Here is a 19,058-nt window from a genome sequence, read left to right as displayed (position 1 = left end):
AAGGAGGCTCGTCCCGGCAAAAAGCCTGTTTGAATTTCATAGCAGTAAGCGACTAGTACTCTTACAGGTAGTCCTTTGCCAGAACGAAAGTTACATGGTAGAGGAGTTGTTAGACAGTCTGACGGCCGCGTGCATAAGCTATGCTACGGCAGACGGTCTTGCACGTCTCATGAATTCCAAGCCGCTAGCATCAATCCAATAAGTAAATCAAATTGTGTCTACTCCGTAATCCTTGCGCTGTGTAAAGAATTACTTCTATCAATCTTAAATCACACAAGACAAGCTTTTTCTAAAACTTACTTCCCTTCTTTACTTATAAAGAAAGAGTAAACTTAACCCTTTAGAAAGCAGCATATGCAACAGATTTTCTTCGATAATTGGGAGAGTATTGTCAGGACAATTATCCTCACTGTGTTAGGGTATGTCTCCATGATCATCTTGTTAAGGATTTCGGGCAAGAGAACTCTCTCTAAGATGAACGCATTTGATTTTATAATTACGATTGCCCTCGGTTCGAGCCTGGCCACTTTATCTCTGAGTAAAGACGTGACGCTGGCCGACGGAGTAACTAATTTTGCTGTCTTTATCTTACTCCAGTTTTTGTTAACATGGCTGTCTGTGAGAATAAAAAAGGTGAAGACTATTATAACCAGCAGTCCGACCTTAATTTTTTACAAAGGTGAGTTTTTGTACCATACCATGCAGGAGCAGCGGGTAACTAAAGAAGAAGTTTACAGCGCGGGCAGGCACCAAGGGCTTGCCAACCTGGATTCTGTTGATATGGTCATTTTAGAGACAACAGGAGACTTAACCATTATAGACAACAGCAAGGCCGGCAAAATAAACACACTGGAAAACGTGAAGGGTGAAGAACAACAAAACAGAATAAACCTAGACACGTAACTCAACTAAAACAAAAACCGGCTGAACTCCTTTCGGAATCCAGCCGGTTTATATTTTGATAGAAGATCAGATTAAAGAGAAACCCCTCTTTTCCAAGGAATAAAGTCATCCTGACCAAGCAATTGTGCTTTCGTCTGGATCTCGCCACTGGCTACTGCAATAATATGCTCCAGCATCGCTTCGCCCATTTCTTCGATGGTTTTAGTGCCTTCTATTACAGGACCAGTGTTCACGTCGATAATGTCAGACATGCGCTGGGCCAGAATTGAGTTAGAAGAAACTTTAATAACTGGAGTTACCGGGTTACCAGTTGGAGTGCCTAAACCAGTTGTGAACAGAATGATGTTAGCACCTGAACCAGCCATAGCGGTTGTGCTTTCCACGTCGTTACCAGGAGTGCAAAGCAGGTTCAGACCTGGCTTTGTTACGTACTCAGGGTAATCCAGTACATCTACAATAGGAGAGGTACCACCTTTTTTAGCCGCACCAGCCGATTTAATAGCATCTGTAATCAAACCGTCTTTAATGTTGCCTGGGCTAGGATTCATATCGAAACCAGATCCTACTGCCTCGGCAGCACGCGCATATGCACGCATCAGGTGCACAAAACGATCAGCAGTCTGTTCGTCTACGCAACGGTTAATCAGGTCCTGCTCTACACCGCAAAGTTCCGGGAACTCCGACAGAATAGATTTACCACCCAAGGCTACTACCAAATCAGAAGCATGGCCTACAGATGGGTTGGCAGAAATACCAGAGAAACCATCAGAGCCACCACACTCCAGTCCAACTACCAGTTTGCTCAAAGGAGCAGGCTGGCGTGTGTTTTTGTCAGCTTCAACTAAACCGATAAAGGTTCTGCGGATTGCCTGTGATAACAGTTCCTGCTCAGTTCCTTCTTTTTGCTGCTCCAGCACGATAAGCGGCTTAGAGAAGTTCGGGTTAATGGCCTTTATTTTTTCTTCCAGAATGCTAACCTGCGCATTTTGGCATCCGAGGCTAAGCACGGTAGCACCAGCTACGTTCGGGTTGTTGATATAACCTGCCAGCAGGGCGCATAGCATATCAGAGTCTTGTCTGATACCACCGCAGCCACCTTCGTGGGTCAGGAACTTAATACCGTCTATGTTTTCGAATACACGCTTCTGTCCGGTAGACGAAGTTGCCTGTAACGATAGTCTTTCTATTTCTTCGATATTGCCAGCCTGGTAGAGTTCCACCATTTGCTGCACATACGACTTGTAGATGTCCTGATGGCCGAAACCAAGTTCATCTATAAAAGCCTGCTTGATAATGTTTACGTTGCGGTTTTCGCAGAACACCATTGGTATAACCAGCCAGTAGTTGCCGGTACCCACCTGACCATCGGCACGATGGTAACCCATAAAGGTTCTGTTTGCCCATTTAGATACGTCAGGTGCTGTCCAGCCGGTAACTTTTGTTTTGCCGGTGAATTCAGAAACAGAGTGCTTCACGTTATGAATCGTAAGCACGCCACCTGTAGGAATAGTAGATACAGCTTTGCCAACAAGCGAGCCGTACATGAAAATTTCGTCGCCAGGAGCTAATTCCTGTTCTGCAAATTTATGTTTGGCTGCAACATTTTCGGCAAGCACAATCTTGTTACCGTTATATTCAACCACCTCACCAAACTCCAGGTCCGTCAGTGCTACCAGCACGTTATCATCAGGATGGATTTTTAAAATTTTGTTTGACATATCTATACTAATGGTTATTAGCGCAATCGATTGCGCGATATTGCAAATAAGCAAAAAGTATTTCTAAAATTGAAAAGAATTTGATTAAAAATTTTAAGAGAGGTGCTTTAAAAGGAGAAAGCTTAAGAAGTAAGTAAAATTTCCAATCAATCACCAATTTACTCCTTCTTTAAACAAAAGGAGCATTACTTTTCTTTATGCATTGATAAACTTTCTAAAGCTTACATAGCAGGTTCAAGCTGGCTAAGAAAAATTATATAACTGAACCAGCACTGGCTACTTCTTTATTTCTATTCCAGGCATAAGAATGCCACCTGCTAACCCTATGGTGAGTTTAGCTAAAATTACCTCCGGAAGGTTTTTTTTATTAGCAGAATTGATGGAGCAAAGACTTAATGTGGCTTTAGAGTTTCTCTACTTGCAGCACAGCCTGTTTTGTGTCTGCATCCTGCTCCAATCCCGGAAAAGGTCTTATCTCTTTTAACGTAATTTTATAGGTTACTTGCCCAATCTGGGTAGTAATGGTGTGGGTATTGCGCGGCTCTTGGTTGTAGCAGCCACCAATGCACATTTCTATTGTATCGTTTTTGCCTTGGCTGTTAGAAGCTGACAATAAAATGGAAGCAGCACCATAGTGTACGCAGGTGGCATTTGCAGGGCAACGAGAGTCATTTAGCTCTTTGAGCCACAGGTGCAGTTTGCGCGGAGCTTCGCCTCCTGTTAAAATAACCTGCTCGCCCATTTTTATTGAAAACTCCTGTTTAAATGGAATACCCTCAGCAGATGTTTTGGTAGCAGCAGTTTCATTTAGCAGATCGCTGTCTGATTGGCAATTCCATAAAAACATAGCCAAAATCAGGTAAAAGTATTTGGTTATCATGTAAGCAAAAAGATTGATTTTACATTACTATGAGTTCCAAAAGAGGCAATTGGTTGCATCCAGGCTGCAGGATGACCTGTTATTTTGGCTAGTGCGCTGGTAAAAGTCTGGAGGCCTTCCAGTTCAGGGAAAACATAAATTTGACTATAGCTTAGCCTCTTCACTACTGAGCGAGCTAAAAGGAGAAATCAGCAACTCTTAACCATAGACCCAATTTACCAGCGTTAAGGCTATTGCCACAAGCACAAACACCGAAATCAGGTTCAGGAAAAAACCGGCCCTTACCATTTCCGAGATTTTAATAAAACCACTCGAGAACACCACGGCATTGGGAGGGGTGGAAACCGGCATCATAAAGGCACAACTCGAGGCAATAGTAACCGGCACTGCCAGCAGCATGGGGTTTACCTGCAGCGATTGGGCAATGCCCAGCACCACCGGAACAAAAATAACCGTAAGCGCTACGTTGCTCATTACTTCGGTTATGTAGACGGTAAAGGTAGTGAGCAGTAGTATGAGCAGCCAGAGAGGCATGGCCCCTTCACCAGCCATTTTAGTGCCTACATACTCTACAACACCCGTAATTTCGAGGCTTTTGGCCAGACAAATTCCTCCGCCAAACAACAGCAGAATGCCCCAGGGCAATTTTTGAGTGCTGGACCAATCCAACACAAACTTCTGACTAGCCAGATTTACAGGCAGTACAAACATCAGGGTTCCTCCTGCCATGGCGATAACGGTGTCGTTTAGGTAACTGGCACCTAATAGTTGGTTTAATTGTGCTTTAAATATCCAGGCAAAGGCTGTAAAGAAAAACACGATAGATACCAGCTTTTCGGCAAGTGTCATGGGGCCGAGCTCTTGCAGTTTGTCCTGGATTAGTGTTTCGGAGCCAGCCAGTTTTTGGAGCCGGTGCGGAAACAGAACGCGTGTGATTAGGAAGTAAGTAGCAGCCAGCAAGATAAAGCAGCAGGGAACACCAATCAGCAGCCAGCGGCCAAAATCTATTTCAGTCTGGTAGAACTCCTGCATGTAGCCAGCCAGCACTACGTTAGGTGGTGTGCCTATAATGGTAGTAATGCCCCCGATGTTGGCGGCATAGGCAATGCTCAGCAGCAGGCCCAGTTTAAATTTACGGTAGCTTTCTTCCTCTTCCCCGCTTTGTTGTTCACGTAACAACGTCACAATCGATACAGCTATGGGGAGCATCATTACGGCGGCAGCTGTGTTAGAGATCCACATGCTCAGAAAGGCGGTAGCCAGCATAAAACCCAGAATAATGCCGTTTGCCTTGGTACCCGTTACCCGGATGATGTTCAGTGCTATACGGCGGTGCAGGTTTTGCTTTTCCATGGCCAGGGCAATCATAAAGCCACCCATAAACAAAAAGATGATAGGGTTAGCATAAGGTGCGGCTGCATCAGCCATGCTGAAAACCTGCAGAATAGGAAAAATCACGAGCGGAAGCAGGGCTGTAACAGGTAACGGAACAGCCTCTGTTATCCACCAGACCACCATCCAAGCTGCCAGTGCCAAAACCTGAGGTGCTTTCGGATCGAGTGAGGCTGTTTGTACAGTAAGCAGAATTATTAAAAACAGTGCAGGACCTGCCAGAAAACCTAATAATTTATACATGAGGTGTATACCTGAGGGAGCGAAACTAGTGCTCTTCCAAATTAAGAAATTAGAAATTAAAAAATATTATGGTATGAGTGAGCTCGCTCATAACGACTATTCCGCAGCTTCTAGCCGCTGTAAGATTGCTTTCCAGGTATAAAATTTTCTAAAGATAAAACTGGAAGCGTACTGGTAAGCATAGGTTCTTAATGTAACCTTTTGCGCCTTAAGAAGCTCCCTGACTACCTTTTTCGATGTAAAAATTAGGGTCTACCACTATTTTGGCTCCTTTTTTCAGGCCCTTGAGTTCCTGCCAGTTATTTGTTGGCTGCAGCCATTGCTCTTTTCCGGCTACAAATACTTTTACAGGCATGTTAAAGCCATCTACGGTGTTGGTCCAGCGGTATTGTAATTTGTTACCATCTTGCTTGTACTCCAGGCGTGGCAGGCGCGTGTCGCGGAGGTACTGGTTAAAGAAGGTGCTGAGGTCGCGGCCGGTTTTCAGGCTCAGGTAGTCTTCTATTTGTTGGGTGGTAACGGTTTGGTGGTAAAAGTCTTTGTTAAGGCCACGCAGAATGCCACGCCACTTTTCGTCGTCGTTCACGATCTGGCGCAGGGTGTGCAGCATGTTGGCTCCTTTGGGGTACATGTCGCCAGAACCCTCCTGGTTTACATCATAATAACCTATAATCGGGCTATCGTTTTGTATGTTTCTGCGGATGCCGATTACATAAGCATTACCCGCCTCTTTGCCGTAGTGGTACTCCACAAAGAGGTTTTCGGAGTAGGTGGTAAAGCTCTCATGAATCCACATATCGGCAGCGTCTTTATAAGTGATGTTGTTGGCAAACCACTCGTGCCCCGTTTCGTGCACAATAATATAGTCGAATTTCATGCCCCAGCCAGTACCGCTCAGGTCGTAGCCCATGTAGCCATTTTGGTAGCCGTTGCCATACGTAACAGAGCTCTGGTGCTCCATGCCCAGGTACGGCACCTCCACCAGTTTGTAGCTGTCCTCATAAAAAGGATAGGGGCCGAACCAATGCTCAAATGCCTGCAAGGTGCGCGGAACATCCTTAAACTGCTTTTTGGCTTTGTTGAGGTTCTCGCGAAGTACGTAGTAGTCGCAGTCGAGCGGCCCTTTTTCTCCCTGGTATTTTTCAGAGAAGTGCACATAGTCGGCAATGTTCACATTCACGCCGTAGTTGTTGATGGGGTTGGAAATAAACCAGTGAAAGGTTTTGGTGCCATCGCTGTTAGTTTCCTGCTTACGTAGCCTGCCATTCGACACGTTGGTTAGGTTACCTGGCACGCGAACGCTTATCAGCATACTGTCGGGTTCGTCGTACATATGGTCTTTGCAGGGCCACCAGAGGCTGGCACCGTCGCGCTGGTTAGAAGTGGCAACAAAAGGCAGGCCCTTGCTGTCTTTTGTCCAGGTGAAACCGCCGGTCCAGGGAGGACGAACACTTACCTGCGGTTTGCCGCTGTAGTGTACCTCCAGCGCGTTTACAGCACCAATTTCCTGTTTTTCGGTAAGGGTTATGTACCAGGCATTTCCATCTTGCTGCACTTCCAACGGTTTGCCGTTCTGCAGGACTTTCTGCATGGTCATGGGAGGTTGCAGGTCGATTTGCAGGCGCTGGTTAGGCTCCAGTACCCTGTAATGCACGGTGTTCTTGCCACGCACGGAGCTGTCTGCGGGGTTTACGGCAATGTCGAGGTGGTAGTATGTGAGGTCCCACCAGGCTCGTTCGGGTGTTATAGAGCCCCTGATGGTGTCTTGCCGGGTAAACGTTGGCTGCTGTGCCAACGCAGGAAGCACGATAAAAGCTAATAGTGAAGTGAGTATGCTGCGCAAATACGAATTTTTCATGTACTGTAGAATTGGAATAGGAACTAGGCGTTGTTCTAAAAACAAATGGTAAGGTACTAATTATACCAGATTTTAGATGCTAGACTCTTTAATTAGTTAAGAGTTGTATACTTTTTGGAGGCCAAAGTTTAAAGTTAGCTTTACTTACATTACTGATCCTTTCATTCCCTTAATCGAAGTTCCTCCACTCTGTTTTTAAATCAACAATTTAGCCATTTAATAATTTAACTATCATCAACCAAATTATTTAAATAAAAACAGCCTTCAGGAGCTATTTTTAACATTTTATGCCGAGGGCTCAGGGGTGGAGTTTTTCGTATTCAGGAACCAGAGTTAATCCAGTTAAAAAAGTATAAGGTCAAGCCTTGGCAAGATTTCGGTAAAATTCCGTTGGAAGGGCTCTTTCATTTGAATAATTGTAAGAGGCACTGCACTCTCAAAAACAGACGCAATTAAAGTCGGCCTGTTCGCATGGGTCTTAGTGTAAAATAACCTGAAAGCCCCTTGCCGTAACCAAACCTTTTCGCTGCCGTTGCTACACAGATTAAGCTAGTTAAAAGCGGCAAATTTGCTTGAAACATGAAGATGAAGAAACACACTGTAGCGGCCTTTTTTACGGCAGCAATTCTGTTTTTAAATAGTTGCTCCTCAGACCCGGTGACCGGTAAAAAGGAGCTGATGCTGCTGTCGGAGGAGCAGGAAGTTGAGTTGGGCAAGCAGGCCGACCCCGAAATTGTGGCGCAGTTTGGTTTGTACCAGGACCCTGCCCTGCAGCAGTTTATGCAGGAAAAAGGGCAGCAAATGGCCGCCATTTCGCACCGGAGCAAGCTGGAACACCATTTTAAAGTGCTGGACTCGCCGGTGATTAACGCTTTTGCGGTTCCTGGTGGCTATGTGTATTTTACACGCGGCATTCTGGCGCATTTTAACAACGAAGCGCAGTTTGCTGGAGTGTTAGGGCACGAAATTGGGCATGTGGCGGCACGACATTCGGCACAGCAGCAGAGTAAAGGCGTGCTGGCTCAGTTTGGTTTGGTTTTAGGCCGCATTATAGCACCAGAATTTGAAGGGTTTGCCAATGCCGCCTCGCAAGGGGTAGGGCTGCTGTTCCTGAAGTTCGGCCGCGACGATGAACGGGAGTCGGACCGCCTGGGCGTGGAGTATGCCACCAAGTTAGGTTATGATGCCGCCGAAATGGCCGACTTCTTTAATACCCTGCAACGCACGCAGGAAAGCAGCGACGGCGAAGAAATGCCAAATTTCCTGTCTACCCACCCCGCCTCGGCAGAGCGATCTAAAACGGTGCGGCAGCTGGCCGATAAGTGGCAGCAGGAAGCCAATTTAACTGATGCTAAAGTGAACCGCGAAACCTATCTGAAGCTGATAGACGGCCTTATTTATGGTGAAGACCCGAAGCAGGGTTATGTGGAGAAGGAGGTCTTTTACCACCCGGAGCTGCGCTTCCGCTTCCCGATTCCTACAGACTGGCGGCACGAGAATTCGCCGCAACACTTTCAGATGGCTCCGAAAGACGGTAAGGCTATGATGCTGCTGACACTGGCGCAAGGAGAGTCGCTGGAGGCGGTGGCGGAGCAAGTCTTGAAGCAAAACAGCTTGCAGGCACAGCAAACAAAGCAGGTAACTGTAAACGGCTTGCCTGCACTAGCCATTGTGGCCGACCAGGTACAGCAGCAGCAAGTTTCGCTCCGGGTACTTACGTACCTGATCCAGTATAATGGCAATATCTACAGCATTATGGGTGTTGCTTCGCCTGCAGAATTTGAAAACTATGCCCCCGAGTTTGAGCATACCATGCAGAACTTCGCCAGGTTGACTGATTCGGAAAAGATAAACCGGCAGGCAGAGCGCATTCGCATTAAAACACTTAGCCGTAGCAGTACTCTTGCTCAGGCCCTGCGTAGTTTTCAGGTACTGGATAGCCGTTTAGATGAGCTCGCCATTCTCAACGGTATGCAACTCGACGATCAGCTTTCGCAAGGAACCATGATCAAGGTTGTGAGTCGATAGGAGAGGTTAACTGTTAAGATTGTTGCTTTTGCACCTCTAATCAGCTCCAACTCTCTTAGTTGCTGCTCGATCCGGAGCCCTCAAGCTTCAATGTTCTATTAATTGAGTCTTAGCGCTCACGGCCGCGAGGCCTCGTCTTTGGCCATCGCCGCTGCGTTCCCTCCTGCCTTCGCTGTCGCTCAGGCTGCCGCTGAAGCGGCACCGGATCTTACGAGGCGGCTCAAGCCAAAGACTGGTTTACGTGCGCTTAACTACGGTAGCTGGTTGAGCAGCAATATTTAGTTACTTCGGGATGCTGTTTTTGTAATAAAAGAATCTTGAGTGAAGTTAACTAACCTCTATCAATAAAAACTACTGTGAGTAAAATAGCAAACGCTGTTCTACTACTAATGAGTAAGAGGAGAGTACAATCTGCCTCAGCTATCGAAGCTTTACCAGTCCTTGGGTTGAGCGCCTTTNTAACTAACCTCTATCAATAAAAACTACTGTGAGTAAAATAGCAAACGCTGTTCTACTACTAATGAGTAAGAGGAGAGTACAATCTGCCTCAGCTATCGAAGCTTTACCAGTCCTTGGGTTGAGCGCCTTTGCAGGTTTCCGGTGCCGCGGGAGTGGCAGCCCGCTTGCGGGCAGGAAAGATGCAGCAGCGCGATGCCCAAGGACGAGGCCCCGCGGCCGTGAGCGCTCAGACTTAAACGATGAAACATCAAAGCTTAAAGGCTTCTCATAAAGCAGTTACCAGTACAGCCGGACCTCTATACAAGTGCAGAAAAAGTTTTGAATAAAAAATGTATCAGCAATTCTTACTTCTTTAAAAAGAAAAAACCTCTCTAAACTAGAGAGGTTTTTTCTAGAAAATGGGAAATTCAATGTTATTGTATGCCGCCACCTTCACCTTGCTTGGCATCGTCGTTACGAATGCTCTTCTTGCGGCGAACCGGCGACTGCTGCATCTGACCGAAGTTGTAGTTAAAGGTTAGTTTAAAGCCACGGTTATAGTTATTCATCACAATATTCTGGTCAAAAGCATCGGTTCTGAAGTTTGTGAGCATCCGCATGTTTCTACGGAACGGGTTGTCGATACCGAAGCTTATACCACCTTTCTTATCGAACAGCTCTTTTTTGAAGGCGATGCTGTGGTAAGAGAAAGAGGCAAAGCTGCCTTGCAACTGTATTCTGCGTGAGTTAAAGCCTCCGTTAAATTGAGCACTGTAGCCTTTGCCCAACTGGTAAGCTGAATTCAGGTTAATGTTGTACATCCAGCCATTGTTGCTGCCGTATTGTTGGCTGTTCAGGTCTACAAAATAGATGTTGGAGCTCCCCGAAATGGTCCAGTCGTTAACTGGTTTAACACTGCCAAACAGGTTAATGCCGTAGGTTTTATTCTGAGCGATGTTCCGGAAAGTGATAACGGTTACAGAGTCATTTTCCAGGTAAGGCAGCGTTTCGATGGCATTGTCGGTTTGGCGCATGTAAAGCGAGGCGCTGAGGGAGGTGGTTTTAAAATAGGTGCTGTAGCCAATCTCAAATAAATCGGTTAATTCCGCATCGAGAGTCGGATCACCTACAACCACTGTGTTACGAGCCTGCACCTGGCGGTAAGGGTTCAGGAAGTTGAGCGACGGACGCTGGATACGTTGTGTAAAACTTGCCTTGAACGTATGCATGTCTTTCATGGTGTAAGACAGCGCCACACTTGGGATAAAGTTGTCGTAGTTGCTACCGAAGGCCTGGTTCTCGGTTCTCAGGTCGGCCTTAATGTCGGTGTATTCGTAGCGGCCACCAAGTTTTACATTCAGCGTCTTTTTCAGGGCAAAGCCATAGGTCAGGTAAGTGGCATACACATCCTGCTCGTAAAAGAAGATGTTCATGGAGTTCTCGTCAGGGCCATTTGTTCGGAGGGTACTGTAGCGGGCATCGCTGTCTACATCCCTGAAAATGGTTTTGGCACCGATCTCTAAATTTGTTTTGTTCGCAAAAGGATGTGTATAATCCACCTGAAACGTCAGTTCGTCGTTTCCGCCATCGTTGGTGTTGCGCACAAATTCATAAGGGTCCATGCCTCTCTGGAAGGTATAGTCCTGGTTGGCTTTGTTGTTGATGTTGGTAAAGTTGTAGAGCGACAAAATGGCGAGCTCCTGACCAGGCTTGAAAGTATGTAGGTAATCCAGATTAATGTCGGCACCCTGGCGTCTGAAGCGGTTGGTCACATCGGCATAGGTTAGTGGGCTGGCTTCTCCGAACATAGTGGAATTTATCTCCTGGTCGTTCTGCATCCGGAACATGCCGCCATTAAAGCGTATCCCACCAGATAAGCTGTTTTTTTCGTTTATATCGTAATCGAAGCCCACCTGTCCGTTCATAAAACCGCCCTGCGGCCTGGTTTTGCCGCTGAACTGGAAAATGTCGTTGCCACCGTTGGAGAGACGCGTTAGCCTGATATCGCCTTTGTTGTAAAACAGGTTGGAGCCGATGGTGCTGTTAATGCCCAATTTGCCCTGGCGTATGTTCAGGCTGGCGTTGCCGTTGCTGGAGCGTGTGCCTCCACTCAGCGCCACAGAGCCATTTACGCCCTGCATGTTGCTGTCTTTTTTGGTGATGATGTTGATGATACCGGCAGAACCTTCGGCATCGTATTTGGCCGATGGGCTGGTAATAACCTCCACCGATTTTATCATGTTGGCCGGAATCTGCTTCAGGGCATCGGCAATGCTGCCAGCCATAATAGAAGAAGGCTTGTTGTTGATGAGCACACGAATATTGGAGCTGCCCCGCAGCATCACGTTTCCGTCTGTGTCTACAGATAAGCCCGGCACTTTCTGCATGACGTCGGCTGCGCTGCCACCAGCATTAGTCGCATCTTTTTCGGCATTGTAAACGGTGCGGTCAATTTTCTCCTCCACCAGGTTTTTCTCGCCGGTTACCACCACCTCGCTCAGATTTTGTGAGTTGGTGGTGAGGGAGATGCTGCCCAGGTTCAAATCGGCATTGTCGGCAGCAACAGTTACTTCGTTTATAACCAGTTGCAGATAACCGATAAAGCTCACGTTGAGCTTGTATTTGCCTGCCGCTACCTTGTCTATGGTAAAGCGGCCTTTGTCGTCGGCCATGGTGCCGTTAACGGGTTGATCGGTGCGCAGGTCAATCAGGGCCACTGTTGCAAATTCAACCGGTTTTTTGGTAGCAGCATCGAGCACAACGCCGCTAATTTTGGCATTGCCTTTAGGAGTAGAAAGAGCGGCCTGTTGTTGTGGCGCGGACTGAGAAGCGCCTGGCCCTTGTGCCAGGGCAGGGAAGGTGGTTAAGCCCAACAGCAGGTAAAGTAAGCTTTTTTTCATGTTTTATTTTGTACTAGTGATAGCCGGAAGCTGGTTTTAGTGCTTCACTCTACAAAGAAAAGCTAAACTTTAAACCTGCGGAAACAGAATAGACCAACAGCACCTATTCTTATATAGAAAGGCTGTAAAAATCTATCAGCAGGAATATTTAATGTGCTAATGGTTTAATGGGTTAATGTGCTTGTGGGGCAAGTGGACCCTTGGCAAAATTCCGACAGAAATCCTTCTGGAGGGCATTTTCATTTAAATAATTGCTCTTCCTCCCGGCAAATCTTACTGAATGTACTTAGAAGGTATGAAAATAATAATCTTCTTGTCAAATGTTATTCCTCCCGCTACTGCCTTTGCCAAGCGCACAAATTCCAGTCATTGGCTTGAGCCGCCTCGTGAGATCCGGTGCCGCCAAGGCGGCAGCCCGCTTGCGGGGCAGGAGGGAACGCAGCGGCGATGGCCAATGACGAGGCCCCGCGGCCGTGAGCGCTCAGAGCAGTTCTTTGCAACAAGATAGTTTAAGGGCACCGGATCAGCAGTTGCTAAGACAGGTGGAAAAGTATTAGATAGTCTAAAATCTCTCTGGAATGGCAATTTCATTAGAAGAATTACTGCTCATTCTCCATTTATTCTATAGACAAAATCTTACTCCAGCGTGCGTATGGTGTTATTTTGAGCTAACTTGCTAAGCACCTGATAAGTAATTTTTCAAAATAAATGATGTAAACTTACCTAATTGCTAAATAATTTTTAACTTTGTAGCAAATTCTATTCTCCAGGTGAGGAATTTATAGAAGAAGAGGCGAGAGAACAGGCTCTTAGACCCTCTGGCAACCATCCCGTTGGAAAGGTGCCAAATCCTGCCCAACTGTTATGGGGAAATATAAATTATTAAAATGAAAGACATCAACCAACGTTTTCCTTTTGCTGAAGAGCCTCTTTTCTCTTCCCGTTCCATAGCCTGCTGTTCGCCAAAAACAAGTTGTTGTTGCTGCTGTGCCGCTTATAACCATTGGCAAACTAATCACTAAACCGCTTTTTCTTGAACTGAACAGGGCATTCCTGTCGTTAAGAGTTACCCTTACAGCTTCCGGGCTGCTTTTGCAGAAAAATGGGAGGGTTTATGCTCAAAAGCAGCACCTCGACCTACATGGCGAGCTGTTCTGCGTAATAAGAGAGGCAAATGTTTTCAGAGAAACATTTTTTGATTTATAAATAATTGAAGTTCACCCTGGCGCGGTGACTTTGCTTTAATAATAGTTGTAGTAGAGAGATATCTTATAATATGCTAAGTTTCAGATCAGAACTGGAAAACCCTATTGTTGAAAAAGACATTATCGATCTTGAAAAGAAGATCAGGCTTTTTCGCGAAGGTAAATTAAACGAAGAAAAATTCCGTAGCCTGCGCCTTGCGCGTGGTGTGTATGGGCAGCGGCAGGTAGGTGTGCAGATGGTACGGATTAAGTTACCATTTGGCAGACTTACCACACAGCAGTTGCTCCGCATCGCTTCCATCTCCGATGAGTATTCTACCGGGAACCTGCACCTGACCACGCGTCAGGATATCCAGATACATTACGTGAGTCTGGATCGCACTCCAGAACTTTGGGCAAAACTGGAGGAAGATGATATTACGCTGCGCGAAGCCTGCGGTAATACGGTGCGTAACGTAACTGCTTCGCCAGAGGCTGGCATCGATCCGGAAGAGCCGTTTGATGTGGCTCCTTATGCCGATGCTACTTTCCGTTACCTGCTGCGTAACCCAATTTGTCAGGAAATGGGACGTAAGTTCAAGATGTCTTTCTCTTCCAGCGACAAAGACACAGCCTTTGCTTACATACACGATTTGGGCTTTATCCCGAAGGTGCAGGTAATAGATGGCCAGGAAGTGCGTGGCTTTAAAGTGCTCATTGGTGGTGGCCTGGGCGCTCAGCCGGTGCTGGCACAGGTAGCTTACGAGTTCCTGCCTGAGAATCGTATTATTCCATTTATAGAAGGAGTTCTGCGTATATTCGACCGCTATGGCGAGCGCAATAACCGCAACAAGGCCCGTTTTAAATACCTTCAGAACAAGATTGGCATGGAAGAGGTGATGCGCCTTGTAAAAGAGGAAGCAAAGGCCCTGAAAGTGCACGAGTTCGATATTCCGAACAGAGAAGGCCTGAACCCTGCCTTGCCTGCTCCAAAACCACTGCCTGAGTTCCTGATAGAAAATACAGATAAGTATAAACTGTGGCTACGCACCAACACTTTTCAGCAGAAGCAGGAAGGCTATTTTGGAGTGTATATGAAAGTGCCGATCGGCGACATCAGTTCCGACACTGCTCGTAAACTGGTGCCTTTGATCCGCGATTATGCCGCCGATGAACTGCGCGTAACCCAAGGGCAGAACCTACTACTCAAGTTCGTGCGCGAAGAGGCACTACCTTATTTTTTTACCAAGCTCGATGAGCTGGGTCTGGCAGAACCAGGCTTTGATACCGTAGCAGACATTACCACCTGCCCTGGCACCGATACCTGTAACCTGGGCATATCCAACAGTACGCACATTACCAAGGTGCTGGAAGACGTAATTATCCAAGAGTACCCAGAGCTGCTGTTCAACACCGACCTGAAAATAAAAATTAGTGGCTGCATGAACTCTTGCGGTCAGCACGGCCTGGCCGGGCTTGGTTTCCATGGCTCTTCTATTAAGAGTGGTAAGAGCGTGGTGCCTGCTCTGCAAGTAATGATTGGTGGTGGCACACTGGGCGATGGCGAAGGTCGTATTGCACAACGAATTATTAAGGTGCCAAGCAAAAAGGGGCCGGATGTGCTGCGTTACGTAATCGAAGATTACCGCGCCCTGAAACTGGAGAATGAAAAATTCCATGATTTCTTTGAGCGCCAGGGTAAAGACCATTTCTATCAGCTGCTGAAGCCGCTTGCAGACATGACCAAACTGACCTCCGATGATTTCGTGGATTGGGGGCACCAGGAACAGTACCAGCCTGCCATTGGTGTAGGTGAGTGTGCCGGTGTTATGATCGACCTGGTAGCTACTTTGCTGTACGAATCTGAAGAAAAGCTGCAGTGGGCAGTAGAGGCCTTCGAAGAAAAACGATTTGCCGACTCTATCTACCATAGCTACAGCACGTTTGTAAGTGCTGCCAAGGCTCTTTTGCTCGATAAAGGCGTAAACTGCAACACGCAGAACGGCATCATCAACGATTTCGACACCCATTATGTAGCTGAAGGAACCTTCGCTTTTGAACCTGATTTCAGAACAGTGGCCTTGCAGATAAACCAGAACGAGCCAAGCAAGGCTTTTGCTGAGAAATACCTGGCTGAAGCCAAGGATTTTTTGAACAGTGCCAAAAGCTTCAGAGAAGTAAAAGCAGAAGTAATTTCTTAATAAACCGGAGGCTGCTCAAAAGCCTAGGTGCTTTTAGTCAAAAAAAAGGCTCTGGAAGGCCTTTTTCATTAGAAACATCTGGCTGCAGCAATCTATTATACTTACTTATTTTTTTAGATGCAGGTCTGGCAATTACCGGGCCTGCATCTTTGTTTAAACTTATCCTTCGACTAAAGCAAGCAGAAAGTCCTGTTTAGCATAGAAGGTGCCTCAACGGTAAATTGAAAAGAATGAGCAACCAGTTTACTTCTGCAGCCTCACCAGAGCCGATCGAGCCTCGTCCGGTTAATCCGCTCTTCCCGGTTTTCCTGAAGCTGGAGCAGTTGCATGTATTGGTGGTAGGAGGCGGGCCCATTGGGCTGGAGAAAATGACCGCCATCCTTAATAACTCTCCTGACACGCGGGTCGATTTGGTAGCACCCGATATCCTTCCTGAAATTTTTGAACTCGCCACACGCTACCCGAAACTGACGCTGCACCAACGTAAGTTCGAAGAGCGCGATCTGGAAGGAAAAGACATCGTGCTAATCGCTACCAGTCTCAAAGAACTTAACAGGGAAATACGCGACCTCTCCAAAAAATATAAAATCCTGACGAATGTAGCTGATACACCAGCTATTTGCGATTTTTACCTGGGCTCCATTGTGCAGAAGGGCAGCCTGAAGCTGGCCATCTCCACCAACGGCAAGTCTCCTACTGTTTCCAAACGCATTCGGGAAGTGCTCGATGCTGCTTTCCCGGATGAGCTGGAGAGTGTGCTCGATCAGTTAGGTGCTATTCGCAATAAACTGCAAGGCGACTTCGCCTACAAAGTAAAAAAGCTGAACGAGATTACGGAGGTACTGGTAACTCCGGTGGAGGCGCCAAAGTCCGCACCTGTAAAAGCTAAGAAAACTCCTGCGCCAATAGCGCCGGTGATGGTAAAGAAACGGAAAGCCTTCCGGCCGAAGTTTATCCTGCTATATGCTGTCGCAGCACTGGCCCTGATGGTAACCGGCCACCTGCTGTTCAGTTACATCCCACTCCGTACGATTGGTGGCATGGCCGTAAGCGCCTTCAACGAAATAGATTCAACTATCCTTATTTTTATACTGGGGGGCTTTATTGCGCAACTCATAGATGGGGCCCTGGGGATGGCGTATGGCGTAAGTGCCACTACCTTTCTGCTCTCGTTTGGCGTAAGCCCAGTGGCAGCCAGCGCAAGTGTGCATACGTCAGAAATCTTTACCTCCGGGGTATCGGGGCTCATGCACCTGAAGTTCGGCAATGTAAATGCAAAGCTCTTCCGGGTAATTGTGTTACCAGGTGTAATTGGAGCTATCATTGGGGCCTTTCTGCTTTACAGCCTGGAGCAGTACATCCACTTTATACGTCCGGTTATTGCCTGCTACACCTTATTCCTGGGTATTCTGATCATTAAAAAAGTACTCAAGAAAAAAGTGAAGAAGAAGCCGGTGAAGCGCCTTGGATTTCTGGCAACCATGGGTGGTTTTATGGATGCTATTGGCGGTGGAGGCTGGGGACCAATTGTTTCTTCCACACTCATAGCCAAAGGTCGTCACCCGCTCTACACTGTTGGTTCCGTTAACCTGGCAGAGTTTTTTGTTTCTGTGGCCAGCTCCGTTACCTTTATTACCCTGATCGGCTTAACGCACTGGCAGGTAATTCTGGGCCTCGTTATAGGTGGGGCAATCTCAGCTCCCATAGCCGCCTACATTGCCCGCAGGCTGCCTGCCAAAACCCTGATGCTCATTGTAGGTATTGTGGTAATTATTATGAGCCTACGGCTGATTTATATGGCGGTATTTTAACGCTAGAGACAGGGTAAATATTTAACAAGTTTATACAGCACCTATAAACTGTGGCGCATTTGACGTAAATTTGTTCCATTACAAGTTCCATTGACTTTACTACCTCATCATATGTCGAAAAAAGAAACCAAGGCCATACGACTTCAGGCAAAACGCTCACACAACCGGGAGCATTCGGTGCCACTCTATCTTACTTCCAGCTTTATGTTTGAGGATGCAGAGCAGGCAAGAGCTATTTTCGCCGACGAGGAGCAAGGCAATATTTACTCGCGCTACTCTAACCCGAACGTAGACGAGCTGCTGGAAAAAGTATGTTACCTGGAGAAAGCCGAAGATGGCTTTGCTTTTTCATCGGGTATGGCTGCTATTTTTTCGAGCTTGGCGGCATTGCTAAAAGCTGGTGATCATATTCTGGCTGCCCGCGCCGTGTTCGGTTCTACGCACCAGTTGCTCACCAAGGTATTTTCGAAGTGGGGTATTACCTTCTCTTATGCGGATGTAAGCAAACCCGAAGAATGGGAAACCTTGATTACACCGGCCACTAAAATTATCTTGATCGAGACGCCTTCTAACCCAGGTTTGGAAATTATTGACCTGGAGTGGTTGGGCAAGTTGGCAAAGAAGCACAACCTCATTCTGGCTGTGGATAACTGTTTTGCCACACCTATACTGCAGACACCTGCTGACTACGGTACCGACCTCATCATTCACTCTGCCACCAAGTACATGGACGGACAAGGCCGCGTGTTAGGTGGCTTGGTAGTTGGTAGAGCAGACCTGATTGCCGAAATCCGCTTCTTCTCCCGCCACACAGGACCGGCCATGTCGCCTTTCAACGCCTGGATTATTTCCAGAAGCCTCGAGACCCTGTCGCTGCGCATGGACAAGCATTGCAGCAATGCCCTGCAACTGGCGCAGACACTCGAGAAGCATGAGGCCGTAGAAACAGTACGCTACCCGTTCCTGCCATCGTTCCCACAGTACGAGCTGGCTAAAAAGCAGATGAAGCAGGGGGGAGGTATTGTAACACTTACCATTAAAGGCGGTTTCGATGCGGCCAAACGCTTTATTGATAACCTCGACATGATCAGCCTCAGTTCTAACCTCGGCGATACCCGCACGATTGTAACACACCCAGCTTCCACCACGCACTCTAAGTTAACCGAAGAAGAACGTCAGGCCACCGGCATTACGCCAGGTCTTGTGCGTGTTTCAGTAGGGCTGGAGCATGTAGAAGATATTGTCGCAGACATTACGCAGGCGCTGGATAAAACTCTTAAATAGTTAAGAGTTTAAAGTTAGGCTGATTTGTGAGGAATGAAGAGCTTCTTCATGTATTCATAGCCTTAATTTGACTTTTTACACCCTTGCTTGAAAAATCACAAATTGCCTTTGGAAGGGTGATTTCATTAGAATAATTTCACCGAAAGCTAACCAATTACAATGTATTGCGGCAGGAAGCAACGAAGCGGACACATCTGCTAGGTGCACTAGAAGAAAAT

12 protein-coding genes and 1 riboswitch are annotated in these 19,058 nt (G+C 46.9%); of the genes, 7 read left to right on the top strand and 5 right to left on the bottom strand.

What is annotated here, in order from left to right; translation table 11 throughout:
- Window positions 1–202: hypothetical protein (locus ACMA1I_RS22010; RefSeq protein WP_337070648.1), on the top strand; the 202-nt coding region annotated here is incomplete at its 5' end.
- 152 nt (window positions 203–354) lie between these two features.
- The gene (locus tag ACMA1I_RS22005) at window positions 355–903 is read left to right on the top strand and encodes a DUF421 domain-containing protein (RefSeq protein WP_337070647.1); all 549 of its coding nucleotides are present in this window, start codon (window positions 355–357) and stop codon (window positions 901–903) included.
- A gap of 71 nt (window positions 904–974) precedes the next feature.
- Here the strand turns inward: ACMA1I_RS22005 and ACMA1I_RS22000 are convergent, their stop codons facing one another.
- From ACMA1I_RS22000 to ACMA1I_RS21985, 4 genes are all read right to left on the bottom strand, one after another.
- Entirely contained in the window at window positions 975–2,621 is a 1,647-nt protein-coding gene (locus ACMA1I_RS22000) for an altronate dehydratase family protein (RefSeq protein ID WP_337070646.1), read from the bottom strand.
- Between the two features lie 403 nt (window positions 2,622–3,024).
- Window positions 3,025–3,501, bottom strand: coding sequence for a hypothetical protein (locus ACMA1I_RS21995; protein ID WP_337070645.1), 477 nt, complete (start codon window positions 3,499–3,501; stop codon window positions 3,025–3,027).
- A 198-nt stretch (window positions 3,502–3,699) separates the two neighbouring features.
- Complete coding sequence (locus ACMA1I_RS21990) at window positions 3,700–5,136, bottom strand: DASS family sodium-coupled anion symporter (RefSeq protein ID WP_337070644.1); 1,437 nt, start codon at window positions 5,134–5,136, stop codon at window positions 3,700–3,702.
- 208 nt (window positions 5,137–5,344) lie between these two features.
- The gene (locus ACMA1I_RS21985; RefSeq protein WP_337070643.1) at window positions 5,345–6,994 is read right to left on the bottom strand and encodes a M1 family metallopeptidase; all 1,650 of its coding nucleotides are present in this window, start codon (window positions 6,992–6,994) and stop codon (window positions 5,345–5,347) included.
- A gap of 579 nt (window positions 6,995–7,573) precedes the next feature.
- On the opposite strand from ACMA1I_RS21985, the gene ACMA1I_RS21980 reads away from it, so the two are divergent.
- The gene (locus ACMA1I_RS21980; protein ID WP_414703966.1) at window positions 7,574–9,022 is read left to right on the top strand and encodes a M48 family metalloprotease; all 1,449 of its coding nucleotides are present in this window, start codon (window positions 7,574–7,576) and stop codon (window positions 9,020–9,022) included.
- Between the two features lie 872 nt (window positions 9,023–9,894).
- Here ACMA1I_RS21980 and ACMA1I_RS21975 read toward each other — a convergent pair.
- Window positions 9,895–12,360 carry a TonB-dependent receptor domain-containing protein gene (locus ACMA1I_RS21975; RefSeq protein WP_337070641.1) on the bottom strand — a complete coding sequence of 822 codons (2,466 nt, stop codon included), beginning with the start codon at window positions 12,358–12,360 and terminating at the stop codon, window positions 9,895–9,897.
- A 295-nt stretch (window positions 12,361–12,655) separates the two neighbouring features.
- Here ACMA1I_RS21975 and ACMA1I_RS21970 point away from each other — a divergent pair, with 295 nt between their 5' ends.
- The 4 genes from ACMA1I_RS21970 (at window position 12,656) to ACMA1I_RS21955 (ending at window position 18,840) form a co-directional block, all read left to right on the top strand.
- Window positions 12,656–12,868, top strand: coding sequence for a hypothetical protein (locus ACMA1I_RS21970; protein ID WP_337070640.1), 213 nt, complete (start codon window positions 12,656–12,658; stop codon window positions 12,866–12,868).
- A 268-nt stretch (window positions 12,869–13,136) separates the two neighbouring features.
- Window positions 13,137–13,241, top strand: a riboswitch (SAM riboswitch).
- Window positions 13,242–13,636: 395 nt separating this feature from the next.
- A complete protein-coding gene (locus ACMA1I_RS21965; RefSeq protein ID WP_337070639.1) occupies window positions 13,637–15,745 on the top strand; it encodes a HEPN domain-containing protein in 2,109 nt (702 codons plus the stop codon).
- A 230-nt stretch (window positions 15,746–15,975) separates the two neighbouring features.
- Window positions 15,976–17,556, top strand: coding sequence for a TSUP family transporter (locus ACMA1I_RS21960; RefSeq protein WP_337070638.1), 1,581 nt, complete (start codon window positions 15,976–15,978; stop codon window positions 17,554–17,556).
- Between the two features lie 111 nt (window positions 17,557–17,667).
- Window positions 17,668–18,840, top strand: coding sequence for a trans-sulfuration enzyme family protein (locus ACMA1I_RS21955; protein WP_337070637.1), 1,173 nt, complete (start codon window positions 17,668–17,670; stop codon window positions 18,838–18,840).
- Window positions 18,841–19,058 lie beyond the last annotated feature (218 nt).

The organism is Pontibacter sp. 13R65 (assembly GCF_047525655.1).
Lineage (GTDB): Bacteria > Bacteroidota > Bacteroidia > Cytophagales > Hymenobacteraceae > Pontibacter.
Note: the sequence above shows the minus strand (reverse complement) of the source record. Positions and strands in the feature narration are given on the sequence as shown.

Excerpts from the sequence above, each read along its gene's own strand:
- ACMA1I_RS22005 (WP_337070647.1), top strand. The coding sequence starts at position 355 with ATGCAACAGATTTTCTTCGATAATTGGGAGAGTATTGTCAGGACAATT.
- ACMA1I_RS22000 (WP_337070646.1), bottom strand. The coding sequence starts at position 2,621 with ATGTCAAACAAAATTTTAAAAATCCATCCTGATGATAACGTGCTGGTA.
- ACMA1I_RS21995 (WP_337070645.1), bottom strand. The coding sequence starts at position 3,501 with ATGATAACCAAATACTTTTACCTGATTTTGGCTATGTTTTTATGGAAT.
- ACMA1I_RS21990 (WP_337070644.1), bottom strand. The coding sequence starts at position 5,136 with ATGTATAAATTATTAGGTTTTCTGGCAGGTCCTGCACTGTTTTTAATA.
- ACMA1I_RS21985 (WP_337070643.1), bottom strand. The coding sequence starts at position 6,994 with ATGAAAAATTCGTATTTGCGCAGCATACTCACTTCACTATTAGCTTTT.
- ACMA1I_RS21980 (WP_414703966.1), top strand. The coding sequence starts at position 7,574 with ATGAAGATGAAGAAACACACTGTAGCGGCCTTTTTTACGGCAGCAATT.
- ACMA1I_RS21975 (WP_337070641.1), bottom strand. The coding sequence starts at position 12,360 with ATGAAAAAAAGCTTACTTTACCTGCTGTTGGGCTTAACCACCTTCCCT.
- ACMA1I_RS21970 (WP_337070640.1), top strand. The coding sequence starts at position 12,656 with ATGAAAATAATAATCTTCTTGTCAAATGTTATTCCTCCCGCTACTGCC.
- ACMA1I_RS21965 (WP_337070639.1), top strand. The coding sequence starts at position 13,637 with ATGCTAAGTTTCAGATCAGAACTGGAAAACCCTATTGTTGAAAAAGAC.
- ACMA1I_RS21960 (WP_337070638.1), top strand. The coding sequence starts at position 15,976 with ATGAGCAACCAGTTTACTTCTGCAGCCTCACCAGAGCCGATCGAGCCT.
- ACMA1I_RS21955 (WP_337070637.1), top strand. The coding sequence starts at position 17,668 with ATGTCGAAAAAAGAAACCAAGGCCATACGACTTCAGGCAAAACGCTCA.